The organism is Deltaproteobacteria bacterium, assembly GCA_029210625.1.
Lineage (GTDB): Bacteria > Myxococcota > Myxococcia > SLRQ01 > SLRQ01 > JARGFU01.
Genome location: JARGFU010000014.1, coordinates 165,766 through 183,957 on the forward strand (window position 1 = coordinate 165,766; position 18,192 = coordinate 183,957).

17 protein-coding genes are annotated in these 18,192 nt (G+C 73.4%); 9 read left to right on the top strand and 8 right to left on the bottom strand.

What is annotated here, in order from left to right; translation table 11 throughout:
• Positions 1–63 precede the first annotated feature (63 nt).
• Together P1V51_14840 and P1V51_14845 are read left to right on the top strand one after the other, a co-directional pair.
• Positions 64–774, top strand: coding sequence for an alpha/beta hydrolase (locus P1V51_14840; protein ID MDF1564324.1), 711 nt, complete (start codon positions 64–66; stop codon positions 772–774).
• Positions 771–1,730 (top strand): threonine/serine dehydratase, encoded by a 960-nt coding sequence (locus tag P1V51_14845; GenBank protein MDF1564325.1) that lies wholly within the window; start codon positions 771–773, stop codon positions 1,728–1,730. The genes P1V51_14840 and P1V51_14845 overlap by 4 nt, the downstream gene beginning before the upstream one ends.
• Here P1V51_14845 and P1V51_14850 read toward each other — a convergent pair.
• Together P1V51_14850 and P1V51_14855 are read right to left on the bottom strand one after the other, a co-directional pair.
• Entirely contained in the window at positions 1,727–3,154 is a 1,428-nt protein-coding gene (locus P1V51_14850) for a glycosyltransferase family 39 protein (protein ID MDF1564326.1), read from the bottom strand. The two genes, P1V51_14845 and P1V51_14850, sit on opposite strands and share 4 nt — an antisense overlap.
• Positions 3,151–3,747 carry a hypothetical protein gene (locus P1V51_14855; GenBank protein ID MDF1564327.1) on the bottom strand — a complete coding sequence of 199 codons (597 nt, stop codon included), beginning with the start codon at positions 3,745–3,747 and terminating at the stop codon, positions 3,151–3,153. Before P1V51_14855 ends, P1V51_14850 begins: the two co-directional genes overlap by 4 nt.
• A gap of 107 nt (positions 3,748–3,854) precedes the next feature.
• On the opposite strand from P1V51_14855, the gene P1V51_14860 reads away from it, so the two are divergent.
• Positions 3,855–5,207 (top strand): B12-binding domain-containing radical SAM protein, encoded by a 1,353-nt coding sequence (locus P1V51_14860; GenBank protein MDF1564328.1) that lies wholly within the window; start codon positions 3,855–3,857, stop codon positions 5,205–5,207.
• A gap of 32 nt (positions 5,208–5,239) precedes the next feature.
• Here P1V51_14860 and P1V51_14865 read toward each other — a convergent pair whose 3' ends face one another.
• Positions 5,240–6,148: a tetratricopeptide repeat protein gene (locus tag P1V51_14865; protein MDF1564329.1), complete on the bottom strand. Its 909-nt coding sequence runs from the start codon at positions 6,146–6,148 to the stop codon at positions 5,240–5,242.
• Between the two features lie 32 nt (positions 6,149–6,180).
• Positions 6,181–7,173 (bottom strand): GNAT family N-acetyltransferase, encoded by a 993-nt coding sequence (locus tag P1V51_14870; protein ID MDF1564330.1) that lies wholly within the window; start codon positions 7,171–7,173, stop codon positions 6,181–6,183.
• Positions 7,174–7,220: 47 nt separating this feature from the next.
• Between P1V51_14870 and P1V51_14875 the strand changes: the two genes are divergently transcribed.
• The gene (locus tag P1V51_14875; protein MDF1564331.1) at positions 7,221–7,877 is read left to right on the top strand and encodes a 50S ribosomal protein L11 methyltransferase; all 657 of its coding nucleotides are present in this window, start codon (positions 7,221–7,223) and stop codon (positions 7,875–7,877) included.
• A 1-nt stretch (position 7,878) separates the two neighbouring features.
• On the opposite strand, the gene P1V51_14880 is transcribed toward P1V51_14875, so the two are convergent.
• Positions 7,879–10,182 (bottom strand): hypothetical protein, encoded by a 2,304-nt coding sequence (locus P1V51_14880; GenBank protein MDF1564332.1) that lies wholly within the window; start codon positions 10,180–10,182, stop codon positions 7,879–7,881.
• Between the two features lie 166 nt (positions 10,183–10,348).
• On the opposite strand from P1V51_14880, the gene P1V51_14885 reads away from it, so the two are divergent.
• A complete protein-coding gene (locus P1V51_14885) occupies positions 10,349–11,233 on the top strand; it encodes a hypothetical protein (protein ID MDF1564333.1) in 885 nt (294 codons plus the stop codon).
• On the opposite strand, the gene P1V51_14890 is transcribed toward P1V51_14885, so the two are convergent.
• A complete protein-coding gene (locus tag P1V51_14890; protein MDF1564334.1) occupies positions 11,230–12,801 on the bottom strand; it encodes a caspase family protein in 1,572 nt (523 codons plus the stop codon). The genes P1V51_14885 and P1V51_14890 overlap by 4 nt on opposite strands.
• Positions 12,802–12,890: 89 nt before the next feature.
• Here P1V51_14890 and P1V51_14895 point away from each other — a divergent pair, with 89 nt between their 5' ends.
• Positions 12,891–13,103, top strand: coding sequence for a hypothetical protein (locus tag P1V51_14895; GenBank protein MDF1564335.1), 213 nt, complete (start codon positions 12,891–12,893; stop codon positions 13,101–13,103).
• A 3-nt stretch (positions 13,104–13,106) separates the two neighbouring features.
• Here the strand turns inward: P1V51_14895 and P1V51_14900 are convergent, their stop codons facing one another.
• Together P1V51_14900 and P1V51_14905 are read right to left on the bottom strand one after the other, a co-directional pair.
• Positions 13,107–14,066: a site-2 protease family protein gene (locus P1V51_14900; protein ID MDF1564336.1), complete on the bottom strand. Its 960-nt coding sequence runs from the start codon at positions 14,064–14,066 to the stop codon at positions 13,107–13,109.
• Complete coding sequence (locus P1V51_14905) at positions 14,063–14,686, bottom strand: YbhB/YbcL family Raf kinase inhibitor-like protein (protein MDF1564337.1); 624 nt, start codon at positions 14,684–14,686, stop codon at positions 14,063–14,065. Before P1V51_14905 ends, P1V51_14900 begins: the two co-directional genes overlap by 4 nt.
• Before the next feature lie 150 nt (positions 14,687–14,836).
• Here P1V51_14905 and P1V51_14910 point away from each other — a divergent pair, with 150 nt between their 5' ends.
• From P1V51_14910 to P1V51_14920, 3 genes are read left to right on the top strand one after another with little or no spacing between them, the layout of a single operon-like run.
• Positions 14,837–16,891 carry a putative metal-binding motif-containing protein gene (locus tag P1V51_14910; GenBank protein MDF1564338.1) on the top strand — a complete coding sequence of 685 codons (2,055 nt, stop codon included), beginning with the start codon at positions 14,837–14,839 and terminating at the stop codon, positions 16,889–16,891.
• On the top strand, positions 16,888–17,103 hold the full coding sequence (locus tag P1V51_14915; GenBank protein ID MDF1564339.1) for a hypothetical protein: 216 nt from the start codon (positions 16,888–16,890) through the stop codon (positions 17,101–17,103). The genes P1V51_14910 and P1V51_14915 overlap by 4 nt, the downstream gene beginning before the upstream one ends.
• Entirely contained in the window at positions 17,100–18,068 is a 969-nt protein-coding gene (locus P1V51_14920) for a tetratricopeptide repeat protein (GenBank protein ID MDF1564340.1), read from the top strand. The genes P1V51_14915 and P1V51_14920 overlap by 4 nt, the downstream gene beginning before the upstream one ends.
• Positions 18,069–18,192 lie beyond the last annotated feature (124 nt).

An 18,192-nucleotide genomic window follows, 5' to 3' on the forward strand; every position in this document is an offset into this window, starting at 1 on the left:
ACCATTCTGCCACGGCCTGCGGCCCGCGTTGTGGTCCCCGGCCGCCGGTGCTCCAATGCGCCCATGAGCCTGCCCCCGCTGGTCTTCCTCCCGCCCGCCGGCGGCAACGCCCGGGCCTACGAGCCCCTGATCTCCGCGCTCTCGCTGCCCCTCGGCGGCCGCCACCTCGAGATCCTCGAGTACCCCGGCCGGCGCCCCGGCACCCGCCCCCTCGACACCGTGGGGGACCTCGCCGCCTTCGTCGAGAAGAAGCTCGGCGCCCGCGGCCTCGAGGACGCCTTCCTCGTCGGCCACTCCCTGGGCGGCGCGGTGGCCCTGGAGGTCGCCCTGCGCGGGGCGGCCCGGCTCTCGGGGCTGATCCTCATCGGCACCGGCGGGCGTCTGCGGGTGCACCCGATGATCCTGGAGATGATGCGCACCGCCGCGGCCGAGGGGCAGCCGGTGCCGCCCCCCGCCCTGGCCTTCGGTCCCGGCGCCAGCGAGGACCTGATCGATCGGGTCGCGCAGGCCTGGTCGGAGACCCACCCCGCGGGCGCCCTCGGCGACTGGGAGGCGGTGAACACCTTCGATCGCCTGGCAGACCTCGCGCGGATCTCGCTGCCCACCCTGGTGCTCTGCGGCGAGGCGGATCAGATGACCCCGAGGAAGTATTCGGAGAAGCTGGCCGAGGCGATCGCGGGCGCGCAGCTGCTGGTCCATCCGGGCGCCGGCCACCTGATCCCCTGGGAGGAGCCCGACTGGCTCGCCCGCCACATCGCGGAGTTCGTCTCGTGAGTCCGGTGACCGCCCCCGACCCCTCCGTGGTCGCCGAGGCCGCCGAGCGGCTGCGCGGCGCCGCCCACCGCACGCCCGTCTTCCACTCGACCCTCCTCGACGAGGCCTGCGGCGCCCGGGTCTTCCTGAAGGCCGAGTGCCTCCAGCGGGTGGGCGCCTTCAAGTTCCGCGGCGCCTACAACACCCTGTCCCAGCTGAGCGAGGAGGAGCGCGCCCGGGGCGTGATCACCCACTCCAGCGGCAACCACGCCCAGGCCCTGGCCCTCGCCGCCCGCCTCTTCGAGACCGAAGCCGTGGTCGTCATGCCCCACGACGCGCCCGCCTCGAAGCGCGCGGCCACGGCGGGCTACGGCGCGCGCATCGTCCCCTGCGACGCGAAGGAGCGCGAGGCCGTCTGCCAGGCCGAGATCGACGCCCACGGCTACACCCTGGTCCACCCCTACGACGATCCGCGGATCATCGCCGGCGCCGGCACCGCCGCGCGCGAGCTCCTCGAGGACCACCCCGGCCTCTCCCTGATCCTCACCCCGGTCGGCGGCGGCGGCCTCGTCAGCGGCACCTCCCTGGCCGCCGCGGCCCACCGCGCCGGCGGCGGCGCCTGCCAGGTGATCGGCGTCGAGCCCGAGATCGCCGACGACGCCCGCCAGAGCCTCGCGCGCGGCGAGGTCGTCACCCTCCCCGAGGTGCCGCCGACGATCGCCGACGGCCTGCGCACGCGGCACATCGGCGAGCACAACCTCGCGGTGATCTCCGAGCACCTGCAGGCGATCGTCACCGTGAGCGAGGCGGCCATCGTCGAGGCCCTGAGGCTCGTCTGGTCGCGCACCAAGCTCCTCATCGAGCCCAGCTCGGCCGTGCCCGTCGCGGCGCTGCTCACCGGAGCGGTGAAGGCCGAGGGCGAGGTCGGCGTCATCCTGAGCGGCGGCAACGTCGACCCCACGACCCTCTCCCTCTAGGGGGGCGGGACGAGCCCCTGCTGCCGCCGGAAGACGGTGGTGTCCTCGAAGGTCGCGACCTCCTCGAAGCCGCGCCAGCGGCGCATCTGCTGCAGCGAGCGCTCCTCGTAGACCGCCACGTAGTTGTAGAGGCGGTTGCGCAGGTGCCCGGTGTGGAACTGCAGCTGAGGGATCGATCGGTTCAGGAGGGTGTAGCCGCCGTTGAGGTGGAGGCGATCGTCCAGGAGCAGGCCGGTCGCGTCGGCCTGCTGGCCGACGAAGTCCTGGGCCTGGAAGATGCCGGCCTTCCAGCGCATCCGCATCTTCGAGACGCCGACGAAGTTGGCGCCGCAGACCAGCAGGAGCAGCGCGGTCGCGAGGCCGGCGCTCCAGCGGCGCCGCGGCAGGCGATCGAGGAGCGCGAACCAGGCCACCAGGGCGCCCACCAGGAGGAAGGGCCAGATCGAGAGCAGGAAGCGCTCCTCCTTGTGGCGGATCACCGAGAAGGCCACGAAGGGCAGCAGCCAGCCGCCCAGCATCCGCCAGTGGGCGCGGGCGAAGGCCAGCGCCGGCAGGACGAGCAGCCAGCGGGCGTGCCCGAGGCGCTCGACGAAGGCCTCCTGCCAGTAGAAGTCCAGGGGGCTCACCCCGTGGTGGCTCGCGCCGTCCTCGATCAGGTTGTAGCGGACGTACTCGATGAAGGCGTGGAGGGGCACGCCCCAGGTGATCCAGTCGACGATCGCCAGCAAGGCGATCATCGTGAGGAAGCCCGCGGTCGCCGCGACGAACTGCCGCTTGCGGCTGAAGAGCAGGTAGTCGAGGGCGACCACCGGCACGAAGACCAGCAGGGTGTAGCGGGTGACGAAGGCGCCGCCGAGGAGGAGGCCCACCACGAAGGCCTTGCGGCGATCGCCCTCCCGGTCCTCGGCGGCGACCTGCTCCATCCAGAGGGCGTAGGCCCAGGTGGTGAGCAGGAGGCCGTGCAGCTCGCTCAGGGTGTGCGGCCCGAAGTAGCCGAAGAGGGGGAAGGCGGCCAGGAAGAGGCCGGTGAGCCAGGCCACCCGCTCGTCCCCGCGGGAGGCGGCGCGGCCGAGACGCAGCCCGGCCGGGATCAGCAGCAGACCGAAGAGGGTGTTGTGGAGGGTGAGCAGCCGGTGCAACTCCCAGCCCTGGTAGCCCAGCCACTCCCCGAGGGTCATGAGGCTGCCGTAGTAGGCGGGCAGCACCCAGTTGCGCACGCCGCGGGCGTACTCCCAGGGCAGCCAGGCGTCGCCGTGCCGCACCCAGTAGGCGGGCTCGAGGTACTGAAAGATCTCGTCCGGGTAGTGCATCCCGGCCTTGATCGAGAAGTAGTAGAGGCGCACCGCCAGGCCGAGGACCAGGAGGGCGGCGAGCCCGAGCCAGGCTCGCGGGCTCCGCGCCGCGCCGGTGGCCGCCTCGCTCACGCGCCCTCCCCTCCGGCCTCGAAGCGGCCGAGGACCCGCAGCTCGAAGAGCCGCACCACACCGCGGGGGCTCCCCTCCTCCTCGACCTGGAAGTCGATCCGGATCCGGGTGGCCCCCTCGCAGCCGAGGGCGTGGACCGGCCTCGACCCGGTGTTGCCCCTCACCTCGAAGCGGGAGAGGACCCCCTCGGGCCCGAGGCAGGTCAGATCGTAGTCGCGCAGGTCGTAGGCCCGATCCTCGCGGATGCTGGCGAGGTCGAGCGCGATCGACTCGACCCGGGCGGGCGCGGCGAGGGCGAGCTCGAGCCAGGGCGCGCGGTCCTTGCCGGCGCTGACCCACTTCTCGGTGAGCCCCGGGTTCGGGTGCTCGTCGATGAGGAAGAGGGGGTGGTGGCTGTTGAACCAGTGGTAGGAGCTGACGGTGACCCGCGCGCCCCGGGAGAGCGCCGCCAGGTTCACGGTCCCCGCCTCCTCGGGGGTCGCGGCGTGCTCCACCGCGTAGGCCGGGGTCGTGATCACCGGCGCGCTCGCCAGCCACCCCACCCCGCCGAGGGCGAGGGGCAGCAGGTAGGCGAGCCAGGCCAGGCGGCGCATCAGGCCTCCCCTTCGTGCTGTCCTGGTCCGCGTCACGGCTCCGTCCCTTCCCTCGCGCCTCTCCTGAAGATGGGGCGCGAACATACTAGAGTGAGGGCGGGTGCGCGATGCGAGTGCTCGTCGTCCAGACCAACACCTATCCCCTGCTGGGACCCACGCCGCTCGGGGCCGCGCTGGTGGCGATGCGCCTGGAGCAGGCGGGTCACGACGTCCGCTTCGTCGATCTCATGTACGAGGAGCGGCCCACCGAGACCGCCCTGCGCGCCGCCAGCGAGCACGCGCCCGAGCTCTGCTGCTTCTCGATCCGCAACCGGGACAACATGAGCCCGAGCCGCTACTTCGATCCCATCCCCTCCATCGGGGAGCTCGTCCGGGAGGTGAAGGCGGCCACCGGCGCGCCGGCCCTGATCGGCGGCGCGGCCTTCACCACCTTCCCGGCGCAGATCCTCGAGGCGGTGGCGGCCGACTACGGCCTCGCCGGAGACGACCTCGAGCCCATCGCTCACCTGGTCGAGTCCCTGGCCGCGGGCGAGGCGGACCTCGAGACGCCGGGGCTGGTCTGGCGCGACGACGCGGGAGCGATCCACCAGAACCCCTACCGCCTCGTGGGCTACGCCGGCGTGCGCTTCGACTGCCACCGCTTCCTCGACTTCGATCGCTACCGGAAGGGCTACTGGCAAGCCGCGGTGGTCACCCGCACCGGCTGCCCCGAGCAGTGCCTCTACTGCGACACCCACGTGACCTTCGGCGACCGCTTCCGCCTGCGCGATCCGGCCCTCGTGGCCGAGGAGCTGCTGGCCCTCAAGCGCACGGGCAAGGTGCGGAGCGTCTTCCTCGTCGACGACGGCTTCAACCGCCCGCTCGATCACGCGAAGGAGGTGTTGCGAGAGATCCTGCGCCAGGGCGCCCAGCTCACCCTCCAGTCGATCTTCGACCCCGGCGAGGCCGACCGGGAGTTCTTCGAGCTCTTCCGCCGGGCGGGCGGCCTGATGGTCACGGTCTTCGCGGAGAGCCTCTCGGATCCGGTCCTCGCCGCGCTGAAGAAGCCCTTCGGCTACGCAGAGATCGAGCGCGACTGCGCCGAGCTCCGCCGCGCCGGCATCGCCGCGATGATCATGCCCACCTTCGGCAGCCCGGGAGAGACCCGCGAGACCGTCGACGAGACCCTCGCGCGGCTGCCGCGGCTGAAGGCCAGCTACGTCGACTTCTCCATCGGCTGGCGCCTGCAGCCGAAGACCGGGCTCTTCGCTCGGGCGGTGGAGGAGGGCCTCGTCGAGGCCGACGACGACCTCTTCGCGCCCCACTTCTACGTCTCGCCCCGGGTCGAGGCGAGCTGGATCGAGGAGCGGATCCGCCGCTATCGACGTCGTCACCCCCTGCGTCACCTGCGCATGGCGCCGATGATCTGGCGGACGGTCACCGAGCGGCCCTGGAGACGGGGCCCCGAGCTTCCCGCCTAGGGGCTCGCAGCTCCCGGCTCCGCCCCTCGGGGCTACCTCCCCTTCTTCCCCTTCTTGCTCTTCTTCAGCAGCGCCTGGGTCTCCTGCATCCTCGCCTCGGCCTCGACGAGGAAGGGGTGATCCGCGGGCAGGGTCGCCCGCCGGATCTTCAGGCAGCGGGTGAGGAGAGCCTTCGCCTTCGCCGGGCGGTTCTCGTCGAGCTCGATCCCCGAGAGGTTGAAGAGCACGGTGGCGACGTAGGGGTGATCGCGCCCGAGGGTCTGCTCGCGCAGGCTCAGGGCGAGGCCGTACTCGCGGCGCGCGCATTTGCGATCCTTGCGGCGCTGGCAGAGGTTGCCCAGGCCGTTGCGGATGAAGGCCTCCTGCTCGGGGTCCTTCAGCTGGTGGTAGATCGCCAGACCCTCCCGGTAGAGCGGCTCGGCCTCGTCGTCCCGCTTCTGGTACTCCAGGTTCAGCGCGAGGTTGGTCAGGGCGCGCGCGACGGCGGCGCCCGGCGGCTGCTCCAGCTCCTTCCAGCGCCCGAGCAGCGAGCGGAAGTGGACCTCGGCGTCGGCGAACTTGCCGTCGTAGTCGTCGGCGATGGCCAGGGACTCCAGGGCCTCGAGGGTGGTCTGGGCGTTCGGCCCCGCGACCTTCTCCTCGTGCGCGAGGGAGGCCTTGAGGTGGGTGCGCGCCTCCTCGAGCTTGCGCTGCTCGAGGTAGACCGCGCCCAGGGCGTAGTTCACGTCCGAGATGGCCTGGGGGTCGCCCTCGGCCTCGGCCAGCACCAGGGCCTTCTTCAGCTTCTCGGCGGCCTGGTCGAACTGGCCCGCCCGGTGGTCCTGCTCCGCGGCGTCGTGGAGGGACTGCCAGGTCTCGGCCGCCGACAGGGCGCGGGGCGCAGCCGCCACCACGAGGAGGAGCGCGAGAGAGAGGCAACGGAGCGCGGCGGGAGCGTGCATGCGCTCCTTATCCCACAGGCTCCCGCCGGGGGTCAGCGCCGCGGCACCAGGTAATAGGTGCGGGTGGAGAGGCTCCGATCGGACCAGCGCAGCTTGTAGTCGATCTCCTGGCCCAGGTCGTAGGTGTGCACCCCCTCCCCGGCGACGCGGGCGATCATCTCGAGGTGGGTGAGGTTGCCGAGCCCCTCGCGGCGCGCCTCCTCGACGTAGGCGTGCTGCAGGCCCCGGTAGATGCCCGCGTGGATCCCGCCGAAGTGGTAGGCGAGGTCCTCCTCGCCGCGCCGCGCGAAGAGCACCCGGAACGCGCCCGCGGGGAGCAGCCGCGCGCCCATGTGCTCGTAGAAGGTCCGCATCGGCCCCTCGCCGATCCCCAGGCGCATCATGCCCTTCCAGGAGCGGGCCTCGACGGCCTGGATGCGCTCGTAGACCTCGGGCCAGCTCGCGCCCTCCGCGGCGCCCACGAACTCGACGCCCGCGGCCTCGGCCTTGCGGCGGGCGCGCTCGAGGCTGCGGCGCAGCCCGGCGCCGCGGCGCGAGAGGAAGGCCTCCCGGCCGCCGCGCAGGTCGGCGCGGGCGCGGCCGGTGGCCTGCCCGGGGAGGAGCTGCGCCTGCCCGGCGAGGGCCTCGACCAGGGCGCGGAAGAAGGCCTCGTCGTCGGGGAGCCCCGGCAGGAAGGCCAGCCCGACGACCCCTCGCTCGCAGAGGGCTCGCCCGGCCTCCGCGGCGGCCTCCGCCATCCCCTCCCCGGCGATGCCCGAGCCGAAGCCCCACATCGGCTCGAGGGGGTGGACGATCTTGCGGTAGCTCGGGTGCTCGCGCTCGAGGAGGAGGGCGAGCCCGTGCTCCCCCTCGCCGAAGAGCAGCCGCCCCTCGGGCGCGAAGGCCAGGTGCGCCGGCACCGCCCAGCGGGTGGAGGAGCAGAAGTCGTCGATCCCCGGGCTGCGCTGGACCAGCGCGTCCCAGCGACGGGCGAGCTCGCTGCCCGGCGCGAGCGCGCTGCTGTCGGGGAGGGACCGGAGCTTCACTCGCCCATGGTGCCCCAATCCGCCTCTGGAAGTAGAGTCCGCCGACGATGCGCAGCGCCGCCGACCACGAGAGCTTCGTCCGGGAGAACGCCGCCCCGACCCCCGCGCCCCTGGTGCCGGAGCTCTCTCTCTACCTCGCCACCGAGCTGACGCCCCTCTGGGAGGCCACCGAGGCCTGGCTCGAGCGCGAGCAGCTCCCCCCTCCCTACTGGGCCTTCTGCTGGCCAGGCTCCGCGGCCCTCGCCCGGCTGGTGCTCGACCAGCCCTCGCTGGTGGAGGGCCGGCGGGTCCTCGACTTCGCCGCGGGCTGCGGGGTCGCCGCCCTGGCCGCCGCCTCCTCGGGGGCGCGCCGGGTGCTCGCCGCCGAGATCGATCCCTTCGCCTCGGCCGCCACCCGGGTGAACGCCGCGCTCAACGGCCTGCAGGTCGAGACCACCGACGAGGACCTGGTGGGCCGGCCCCTGCCGGAGTTCGACCTCATCCTGGCCGGCGACGTCTGCTACGAGAAGCCGATGGCCGCGGCGGTCACCGGCTGGCTGGAGCAGCTCGCCCGCCGGGGCGCCGAGGTGCTGCTCGCCGACCCCGGCCGGGCCTACCCGCCCCGCCGGGGCCTGATCGAGCGGGCCAGCTACACCGTACCGACCCTGCTCGAGCTCGAGGATCACGAGTCCAAGGAGACCCGGGTCTTCCAGCTGCTGCCCTGATCTACATCCCGTCCCAGAGGCGGATGTCGAGGAGGGCGACCAGCTCGAGGTCGGGCTTGCCCGGATCGACGTTGCGCATCTCGGAGCCGGCGCCGAAGGAGGTCCAGCGGCTGCGGGCCCGCAGGTCGAAGTTCACTCCGCGGCCCAGCTTCAAGGCCAGACCGGCGCCGGCGAAGGGGCCGCCGAGGGTGGCGGTGGTGCCGTCCTCCCACCAGTCGGGGTGGTTGCGGTGGCGCAGGGAGGCGCCGAGGCCCGCCTCGGCGTAGGGGGTGACGGGACCGAGAGGGAGGCGCAGCTCGAGGCCGAGGTGCGCGGGGAGGTCGTAGCCCGAGCGCTGCCCCATCTCGAGGGCGAGGGAGTCGGCGCCGTAGTAGGCCACGCCGGCCTCGACGGCGAGGAGGGCCCCGAGCTCCTTCTTCCAGGTGCCCGCCACGCCCCACTCGGCCCACTGGATCCCCCGGGCCTCTTCACCGGCCAGGATGCCGAAGCCCAGGCCGAGGTAGGTGCCCCGGTGCCGGCGGCGCGCCATCGGGCGGGGCCGGTGGGGGGTCGAGACCACCGCGGTCTCGCTGTAGCTGGCGCCGAGGTCCTCCGAGACCGCGCCCTGGTACGAGGCCGAGACGCTCCCGCTGGAGGCGTACGCGGCGCTCGCGCCGAGGTCGTAGTGGGTCGAGCCGGAGGACTCCTCGCGGTAGCCGTAGTCGGCGGCCACCGAGGTGTCGGTCACGAAGATCGATCCGGGCTCGTAGATCGGCTGGGCCGGGGTCGTGTCCACGAAGACCAGGGGCGGCTCGGAGGGCGGCACGTGGGTGTCCACGTCGACCCAGACGTCCACGTCGGTCTCGGTGGTCACGACGACCGGATCCCGGGGGTAGTCGGGGTAGGCCGGATAGGCCGGGGTCGCCGGGTAGGCGGGCTCGGCCGGGTAGGAGGGATAGGAGGGGTAGCTCGGATAGTCCGGGTAGGCCGGGGTCGCCGGGTGCGCGGGCCAGGCCGGGGTGGCGGGCGTCGCCGGGGTGGCGGGCGTCGCCGGGGTGGCGGGCGTCGCCGGGGTGGCGGGTGTCGCCGGGGTGGCGGGCGTCGCCGGGGTGGCGGGCGTCGCCGGGCGGCCGGGGGTCACCGGGCGGCCGGGGCCCCAGGGATCGACGGGGTTCCCGTGGTTGCCGTTGTTGCCATGGTTCCCGTTGTTGCCGTTGTTGCCGTTGTTGCCGCGGTCCGGGCAGTTGGCCCGGCGCCCGTGGAGGAAGCCGAGGCCGCCGCCCACGCCCGCATGCCGACCGCAGTCGTCGAGGGCGGTCTGATCGTGCCCGACGGCCCGGCCGCGGGGCTGGTTCTCCTGCCGCTCGCGGGCGGCGCGGGCTTCGCGCTCCACGCGCTCCCGGGCCTCTCGATCGGCTTGCGCCCGCTGCGCCCGATCGAGGGCATCCCGGGCGGCCTGCGCCCGGCGGTCGTTCTCGGCGCGCTCGCGAGCCTCTCGCTCGGCGCGGGCCTGCTCGGCGCGCGCGTTGCGCTCCCGGGCCTCCCGCTCGGCGCGGGCCTGCTCGGCGCGCGCGCTACGGTCCCGGGCGTCCCGCTCGGCCTGCTCCCGGCGTGACCGCTCGGCGGCCTCGCGCATCGACCGATCCCGCGCCTCTCGCTCGGCGCGCTCCCGGGTGGCTCGCTCGGCGGCCTCGCGCATCGCCCGGTCCCGGGCCTCCTGCTCCTGGCGAGCCCGCGCGGCTCGATCGGCGGCCTCCCGGACCTGCCGGGCCCGCTCGCGCTCGGCCTGCTCCCGGGCGGCGCGCTCCGCACGATCGCGGGCCTCTCGCTCGGCGCGCTCGCGCGCGGCCCGCTCGGCGGCCTGCTGCGCGGCGCGGTTGCGGGCCTCCTGCTCGGCGCGGGCGCGGGCCTGGGCCTCGGCCTGCTGGCGGGCGGCGCGCTCGGCGGACTGCCTCGCCGCCTGCTCCTGGCGCTGGCGCTCCGCTCGGCTGCGAGCCTCCTGCTCGGCGCGAGCGCGAGCCTCCCGCTCGGCGCGATCGCGGGCGGCCTGGGCGGAGGCCTCGCGGGCCGCGCGGGCCCGGGCCTCCTGCTCGGCGCGGGCGCGGGCCTGAGCCTCGGCCTGGGCGCGGGCCTGGGCGACCGCCTGCTCGCGCCGGACCGCCTCGGCCTTCGCCCGCTCCTTCTTCTCCTTCGCCTCTCGCTCTTCCCGGGTCTCGTCGCGGTCCGCCGCCCGGGCGGGCCTGACACCGCGGCCCTGGGCGAGGGCGGGGGAAGCGAGGGAGAGGGCGAGGGAGGCGAGCAGCAGGGGGAAGAGCTTCGTACGCATGGGGTTTCCTTCTTTCGGCCCGGTCTGACGCACGCCGCCATGGATGCTTCAAATCCGGCGCGGCTCTCCCCTGCGAAAAACCGTTGGACAGGGCTCCCGGCCAATCCCAACTTCTTCTGTGCCGCCGAGGGGGCGGTGCAAGTCATTGAAATCAGGGGAGGGACCCATGTCACCACGCAGCACGATCCAGCTTCTCGCTTCCGTCCTCATCACCACCACGGCCTGCGGCGGACCCGAGGAAGTCGTCCCGCTCACCGACCCCCTCCACGAGTGCCAGAGCTACGCGCCCAGCACCGTCTCCCGCGCCGTCCCCGGGCGCTACCTCGACAGCAACGACGAGCAGCAGGTGATCCTCACCGCACCGGAAGACCTCGGCGGAGGCTTCATCGAGCTGGTGCTCACCACCGAGAGCCCCCCCCTGAGCCCGGGCTTCATCGTCCGGGCCGAGGGGGACACCGCCGGCGCGATCATCGCCGCCAACGCGGTGGGCACCGCCGACCCGACCACCATGCGGGGCGGCTTCTCGGCGGCGCCCGGTCAGCGCTACGTCGTGGTCATCACCCAGGGCCTCGGCGCGCCGGCCGGCGAGTACCCGGTGAAGTTCAACCTCGACTACACCTTCACCGGCACCATGGACTGCTACGAGGGCAACGACAGCCCGGAGACCGCCAAGGTCGTCCCCGTGGCCACCACCATCCAGGCCCACGCCATGGCGGGCTACACGGCCAACCGCCTCACTGCGACCCCCTACGACGACTGGTACCGCTTCACCCTCAACCGGGGCGCCAAGCTCGAGGCCGCGCTGGTCGCGGCGCCGGGCGGTCACCGGATGCGGATCCGCTTCTGGGGCGAGGACGGCGTCACCCAGCTCGCCGCCGAGGGCGGCACCCGCGGAGGCGAGATCTTCACCGTGGGCAACACCTTCGGGCTCGGCACCTTCCTCATGAGCGTGGAGGTGGCCGATCCCGAGCCGGCCGACTGGGAGGGCGACGGCGACGCGCCCACCTTCTGGTCGATGCCCTACACGGTCGAGCTGCGCGAGGTGCTCTAGCCCCTGCGGCGGATGCGGGCCTCGCCGACCCACTCGTCCCACTCGGTGCCGTAGCCGTCGTAGCGGATGAGGTAGCGCTCCCCGGTCCGGTCGAGGATCGAGGCCGGCCACCACTGGCCCCGCCACTCGACCTGCACCGGCTCGCCGACCGCCGCCGGCTCCTTCCCGGCCTTCACCCGCCGCAGACGCTCCGGCGGGATCCACTCGTCCCAGCTGCTGTCGTACCCGACGTAGTGGATGCGCAGCTGCTTGCCCTTCTCCTCGAGGATGAGGGCGGGCCACCAGCTCCCGCCCCACTCCACCTCCACCAGCGCCGGTCCGGGAGCGGCCTCTCCGGGCGGCGGCCGCAGGCCGGCGATGCGGTCGCTCAGGATCCACTCGTCCCAGGACGCGTCCCAGCCCGGGTAGGTGATCCGGTGGAAGTCGCCCTCCACCGCCCTCACCTCGGCGTCCCAGAGCTCGCCGCCCCAGAAGACCCGGAGCTTCGCGCCGACGGGGTGGCGCTCGTAGGCGATGGCCTCGAGCTCCGCGTTCTTCACCCGCCGGTCCTCGAAGGCGCTGTAGTCGAAGAAGCGCACCAGGCTCTCGACGGCGCCGGGCTCGCGCACCCGCACGACCCGGTGGCCCGCGCCCACCGGCGCCCGCAGGTAGGCGCCCGCCGGGAAGGGGCCGACGGCCGCGCCCGGGCCCTCCCCGGCGTGGGCCAGCGGCGCGCGGCCCGGGAGGCCGTACGAGGCGAAGCCGTGGCGCTGCCCCTCGCGGTGCTTCATCTCGGCGGCGACGGACGCGCCCAGCTCGTCCAGCTGCAGGAGGCCATCCCGGTCGGCGTCGCCGAGGGCGTCTCCCCGCAGGCCGTCGATCACCGCCTGGGTGAAGGTCCAGTTGCTGGTGGAGAGGTTGCTGGCCTCGGCCGAGGTGAGCGCCGCGGCCTGCACCTGCTTCTCCCGCGCCAGCGCCGCCGCCACCGGGGCGAGGGCCCCGGAGTGGCAGCAGTCGGCCATGAGCACGACCCGCTCTCCCGCGAAAGCCTCCCGCAGGCTCGACTCGATCGCGTCCACGCCGATGGCGGTGCCCGCGAGGTCGGCGCTCTTCGAGTCGTGCGCCAGGAAGTGCGTCGCGCCGGCCTCGTCCCGCGCGCCGTGACCGGCGTAGTAGAAGAAGAAGGTCGAGCCCGCCGGGGCCGCGCGGGCCACCCGCCCGATCGCCGCCAGCACCGACTCCCTCGTCACCGCCTCGTCGAGGAGCAGCTCGAGGTTCGAGGCCGGCACGCCGCGGGCGAGGAGCAGCTCGTGGAGCTCCCGGTCCTTGCGCTCCTTCGCCGGCCAGCCCGCCACGCCCGGCTCGGAGAAGACCAGCACGCCGGCGATCACCCCGTAGGTCCGGGGCCCCGCGAGGAGCGCGCCCTCCGGGACCTGCAGCGCGGCGCCGGCGGGCTCCTCGCCCGCCCCGGCGTCGCCCGCCCCGGCGTCGACCGGCGGCGGCGGCGTCTTCGCTCCCCCGCAGCGCTCGCAGGAGAGCGGACCGAGGAGCAGGAACGACGCGAGGACGAGCGGGGAGAGGCGGCGCATCGCCGGTCAGTCTACTTCTGTCGCGCCCTCCTGACTGCCACCGGTGAATCGTCCCTCGCCCGGAAGGCTCTCACGGAGGGAGGCAAGACGTGCCCGAAGTCGAGATCACCTGCACCGATGGCCGCTCCATCCGGCCGATCCGCCTGGAGGACCCCCGCGACGGCGCTCCCCTGGAGCTCGTGAGCTGGTCTCCCACCCGGGAGAGCTCCTGCACCTGGGAGGGCGAGGTCGAGAGCAGCGACGGCCGGCGCTTCCACCTCAGCTACGGGCGGGCGATGGGCTGGGAGGTGCGCGAGCTCTGAGCTTCAGGGCGCGGGCTGCGCGGCCGCCCCCAGGAAGATGCCCACGATCCCGGCGACGATGAGCAGGGGGAGCGGCGCGAGGTAGGCGACGAAGAGGAGCGCGGTGGCCAGCGCCTCGGGCGGACGGCGACGCGCCGCCTGCCGGATCTGCTCGACCACCCGGGCCCGGGTGGCCGGCGCCTCCACCGAGAGCTCCCGCTCCACGGCCTCGTCCATGGTGACGAGCATGGCGTCGTCGGGATCGGCCACGCGCGCGCCGTGCTCCTCACCCAGGCGGTGCGCCACCTCCCGCACCTTGCGCTGGAAGTTGGCGGCGACGAAGGCGAAGACGGCGAAGATGCCGATGCCCCACCAGCCCAGGAGCAGGGCGATGGCGACCAGCCCGACGGCGCCGAGGTAGGCGAAGGCCGTCTCCAGGTGGCGGTGGCGCTGAAAGAGCACGGCCGCCGCGAAGTGCCCGCCGTCCAGGGGCAGGAAGGGCAGCAGGTTGAAGCCGTTGAGGATGATCAGGTAGCCGGAGAGCTCGGCGAGGAGGCCCTCCTGCCGCAGCAGGGCCACCGGAAGCAGGGCGATGCCGACGAGGAGCCCGGGCAGCGGGCCGGCGAGGCTGACGAGCGCCTCCTGCCAGGCGGGCGCGTCGTCCTTGCGGCCGGTCATCAGGGCGCCGAGGAAGGGGATGAAGAACATCGAGACGTTGCGGTAGCCGAAGGCGACCATCGCCAGGGCGTGGCCCAGCTCGTGGAAGAGGAGCACGCCCAGGAAGAGGAGCACCGCCCCCAGATCCAGATCGCTCCCCATCACCGCCACGAAGACGATCCCCGTGATCAGGAAGAGGGCGAGGTTCTTGGTGGGCGAGTTCTGCTTCTCCCGCTCGGCGGCGATCTCCTGCCGGATGGCCGCGGCCCGCGCAGCGACGCTCTCCTCCGGCGCCCCGGTGTCGGGCTCGAGCGGGCTCTCGCTCACCGAGCGTCGGGGTTGATGTGGTAGGTGCCCATCACGCTGGCCTCGGCCAGGACGTGGCCCTCCATCGCGGCGCGCACGTCGGCGCCCCCGAAGGCGCCGTCCACCATCAGCTTCTCGACGTCCAGGGCGAAGAGGGTGAAGTGGTAGTGGTGGACGATGCTGTCGTTCCACGGCGGGCAGGGGCCGTCGTAGCCGAAGTAGTCGCCCTTCATGTCGGCGTCGCCGGCGAACCAGCCGGTGTAGTCGTTGATGCCGTGGCGGCCCATCGGGCTGTCGTCCGCGCCCTTGCCCCGGGCGGTGACGCCGTCGGAGAACGCGCCGGCCTCGAAGTACCCCTCCTCGGGGGGCAGGTCGACGAGGACCCAGTGGAAGAAGTCGACCCGCGGCAGGTCGGCCGGGACGGTCTTGCCCTCCTGGTTCACGTCGTCACCCCTGCTGGGCACGTCGGAGTCGTGACAGAGCAGCGCCAGCGAGCGCGTCCCCTCGGGCAGGTCGGACCACGCCAGGTGGGGGTTGCGGTTCTCGCACAGGGTCACGTGGCTCTCGGGATCGTGCTTGCCGAAAGCGAAGGGCGTGGGGATCGCTGTCCCCTCCTCGAACGAGTCACTCCAGAGCTTCATGGTCGCCTCCTTTGCGTGGGTCCGACCCTAATCACCCCGGGGAAAACAGCCCAGATCGGCGGGAGCGAATCGCCTCCCGGCCCGATCCCAAGGTGAGCTATGCTGCTTCTTTCTCCCCGCTCCACGAAGTTTTCAGGACGAAGAGACGATATGCGGAAGAACCTCGACCGGTACCTCGAGCGCTGCCGCCACCTCCTCGGGGTGGCCTGCGCGATCACCCTTCTCGCCCTGGCCTCGGGCTGCGTCCCGGCCCAGGTCAGCCTCGAGGGGAAGGCCTGTGACGAGAACGGCGCCTGCGCGGCCGGCTACACCTGCGACCACGCCCGCGACACCTGCGTCCCCGAGGGGAGCCTCACGGACGGCGGCAGCGACGGCGGCACGGAAGACGGCGGCAGCGACGGCGGCAGCGACGGCGGCACGGACGGGGGTACGGACGGCGGCACGGACGGGGGCACCGACGGCGGCCCCTGCAGCGGCCCCGAGATCTGCAACCTCCTCGACGACAACTGCGACGGCCAGACCGACGAGGGCCTCACCGACTGGGACACCGACGGCTTCTGCGACGCGATGGACTGCGACGACCAGAACCCCGACGCGAACGCCGATCAGCTCGAGGTCTGCGACGGGGCGGACAACGACTGCGACGGCGACACCGACGAGTCCGATCCGGCGCTGGGCTCGCCCTGCACCATCCCCGCCGGCAACGGCACCTTCGGTGAGTGCGTCCACGGCGCCACCGGCTGCGTGGGCGGCTTCCTCGCCTGCGAGCCCCGGGCGCCGGCCTCGGGCGACCTCTGCGGGCACGACGACGACTGCGACGGCACCACCGACTTCCCCCCGCCGCCGGGGGATCTGATCGCGGCCACCGTGAGCGTGGACATGGCGGGGCTGGTCGAGGACACCACCCGGGTCCCGGCGCGCTATCCCCTCACCGGCCTCTCCGGCGCGGTGCAGCTCCGGGCCGACGTCAGCCCCGACACGCGCTACATCACCCTGGACGACGCCGGCGCGGCGGTGACCTGGCACCTGATCACCTCCGGGCAGGCGCCGCGGGTCGGGCCGGTTCTCGAGGTCGGCGTGGTCGGCAGCGGCGCCGTGATCGAGCTCGCCGAGGGCCTGCACCTGGTCCGCATGGTCTACAGCGATCCCTGCGGGAGCGGCGACCAGCAGCAGGAGTTCGTGCTCTCGGTCGGCTCTCCCACCGCCCGGGTCAAGCCGGGCGGCGAGAGCAACTTCCGCGCGGTCTGCGCCGATCCGGGCGGCGCCCGGATCTGGGTGGCCTCCGATGGCAGCGCCCATGTGCTGACCCCTGCCCTGGCGCCGAGCACCTCGGCCTCGGCGACCAACCTGCAGGGCTGCGCGGTCGGCCCCTCCGGGGCGGGCTACTTCGGCCGGAAGAACAACGGTGATCGGGTCTACCGCTACGCGAACCCCGCCGACCTCTCGGCCCGGGACGACCTCGACGTCGCCAACAACGACGGCATCACTCCGCTGGGGATGGCCGCCGTCGATGGGCGCCGCCCCTGGATCGTCAGCGAGGACAAGCTGAAGTTCTTCGACGGGCAGAGCCCGGGCACCTTCGTCGAGGACAGCGCCGTGACCCGGCCGCCGGACGGCGGCATCGTCACCTGCGTCATCCGCGAGTCGAACACCGCCCTCTGGGTCTGCACCGCCAACGGTGTGAACCGCCTCGAGCTCACCAACTTCAACCCCGCCGATCCCGGGGGCTCCTCCAGCTGGACCTTCAGCCAGAGCCTGACCCTCTTCGCCGAGGCCGGCGCCGGGGGAGGCACGCGGGCGGACGGCCTGACCTGGGACAACGGCACCCTCTGGGGCATCACCCGCGACACCAACGACCGGGTGGTGCGCTTCGACGCCACGGCCTATCGGGCCTGCATGGCCGGAGGCTGCGCCCTCGCCGACCACGTCGTGGCCATCGACATCTCGGGCAACCCGGCCTCACCCCAGAACAAGGCCGACGCCATCCGCGTCTGGTCCGACGGTGATCTGATGATCGCCAGCGGCAACGGCCTGCTGCGCTACCAGTACTGCGGTCCCACCGACGGCTGCCCGAGCATGGCGCTCCAGCTCCACGGAGGCGACGCCACCGACCTCGATCTGCTCGACGGCGGCGGCCTGCCCTGGAGCCTCGTCGCCACCCTCACCGGCGGGAGCGGTGAGGTCTACCTCTACCGGGGCGAGTGAGCGAGCCGGTCCCAGGCCCCGGGAGGCTGCAGCTGCACCACCTGATCGCGGGGCTGGGGCTCTTCGGCGTCGTGGGCGCGGCCCTGCTCAGCCGCCTGAGCCTGGAGATCGTCGCCTGGACCGATTCCGATCCGATCGTCGGTCTCCCCCGCGACGACGACGATGACGAGAGCCCCCCCGGCGCCTCGGCCGGCCAGAAGGACGCCGCATGAAGACCGCACTTCGCCCCCTCGCCCTCGCCCTCTGTCTCGGCCTCGCCGCCCCGGCCCTCGCCGACTTCACCCCCGATCAGCTCGTCTCGATCGGCGAGAGCTACCTGAAGAACGGGCAGGACCAGAAGGCGATCGATCCCCTGGAGCAGGCCCTCGCCCTCGACCCGGAGCACGCCCGGGCCCACCGGCTGCTGGGCGCCGCCCTCACCCGGCTGGGCGAGAGCGAGCGCGCCATCGCCGAGCTCACCCGGGCCGCGGCGCTCGAGCCGAAGCACTACCAGGGCCAGATGCTCCTGGGCATGGCCCACGACCTCGCCGGCGACTCGACGGCCGCGGCCCGCACCTACCAGCAGGCGGCGAAGCTCGAGCCGGACCGCCCCGAGGCCTGGCACGAGTGGGGGATGAGCCTGGTCCTCGCGGGCAAGGCCCCAGCCGCGCTCGAGCCCCTGCGCAAGGCGCGGGCGGCGAGCAAGGACCGCGACCCGCAGATCCTGGCCGATCTGGGCTACGCCCTGAACGCCGCGAAGAAGAGCGGTGAGGCGGTGAAGCTGCTGGAGTCGGTGCTGGGCGCCCACCCGAAGAGCGCCGAGCTCCGCTTCGTCCTGGGCGACGCCCGGGCCGCCAGCGGGGATCACGCCGGGGCGGTGAGCGCCTACGAGGAGGCCCTGAAGCGCGACCGCGAGCACTGGCTCGCCGCCTACCACCTCGGCCTGGCCCACTCGAAGCTCGGCGATCACGCCCGGGCCGCCGAGGCGCTGGAGCGGGCCACCCGGATCCGCCCCGAGGGTCCCCGGCCCTGGCTGGCCCTGGCCCTGGCCCGGGAGAAGGCCGGCGATCTCCCGGGCGCGGTGGAGGCGGCCCGGAAGCTGGAGAGCCTCGCACCGGGCGCAGAGGAGCCCCGCAAGCTGATCCAGCGCCTCGAGGCCGCCCGGGCGAAGACCCCCGAGGGCTCTGGCACCAAGTAACGCAGGGAATAGCCTCTTTCCCGAGGATGGTTCCCCCCTCGAGCCACCTTCGGCCGGGAGCCTCGGATTGAGCCGCCTGGCCGCCATCGCCTACCATGAGTGAGATGACCTCCCGCAAGGACGC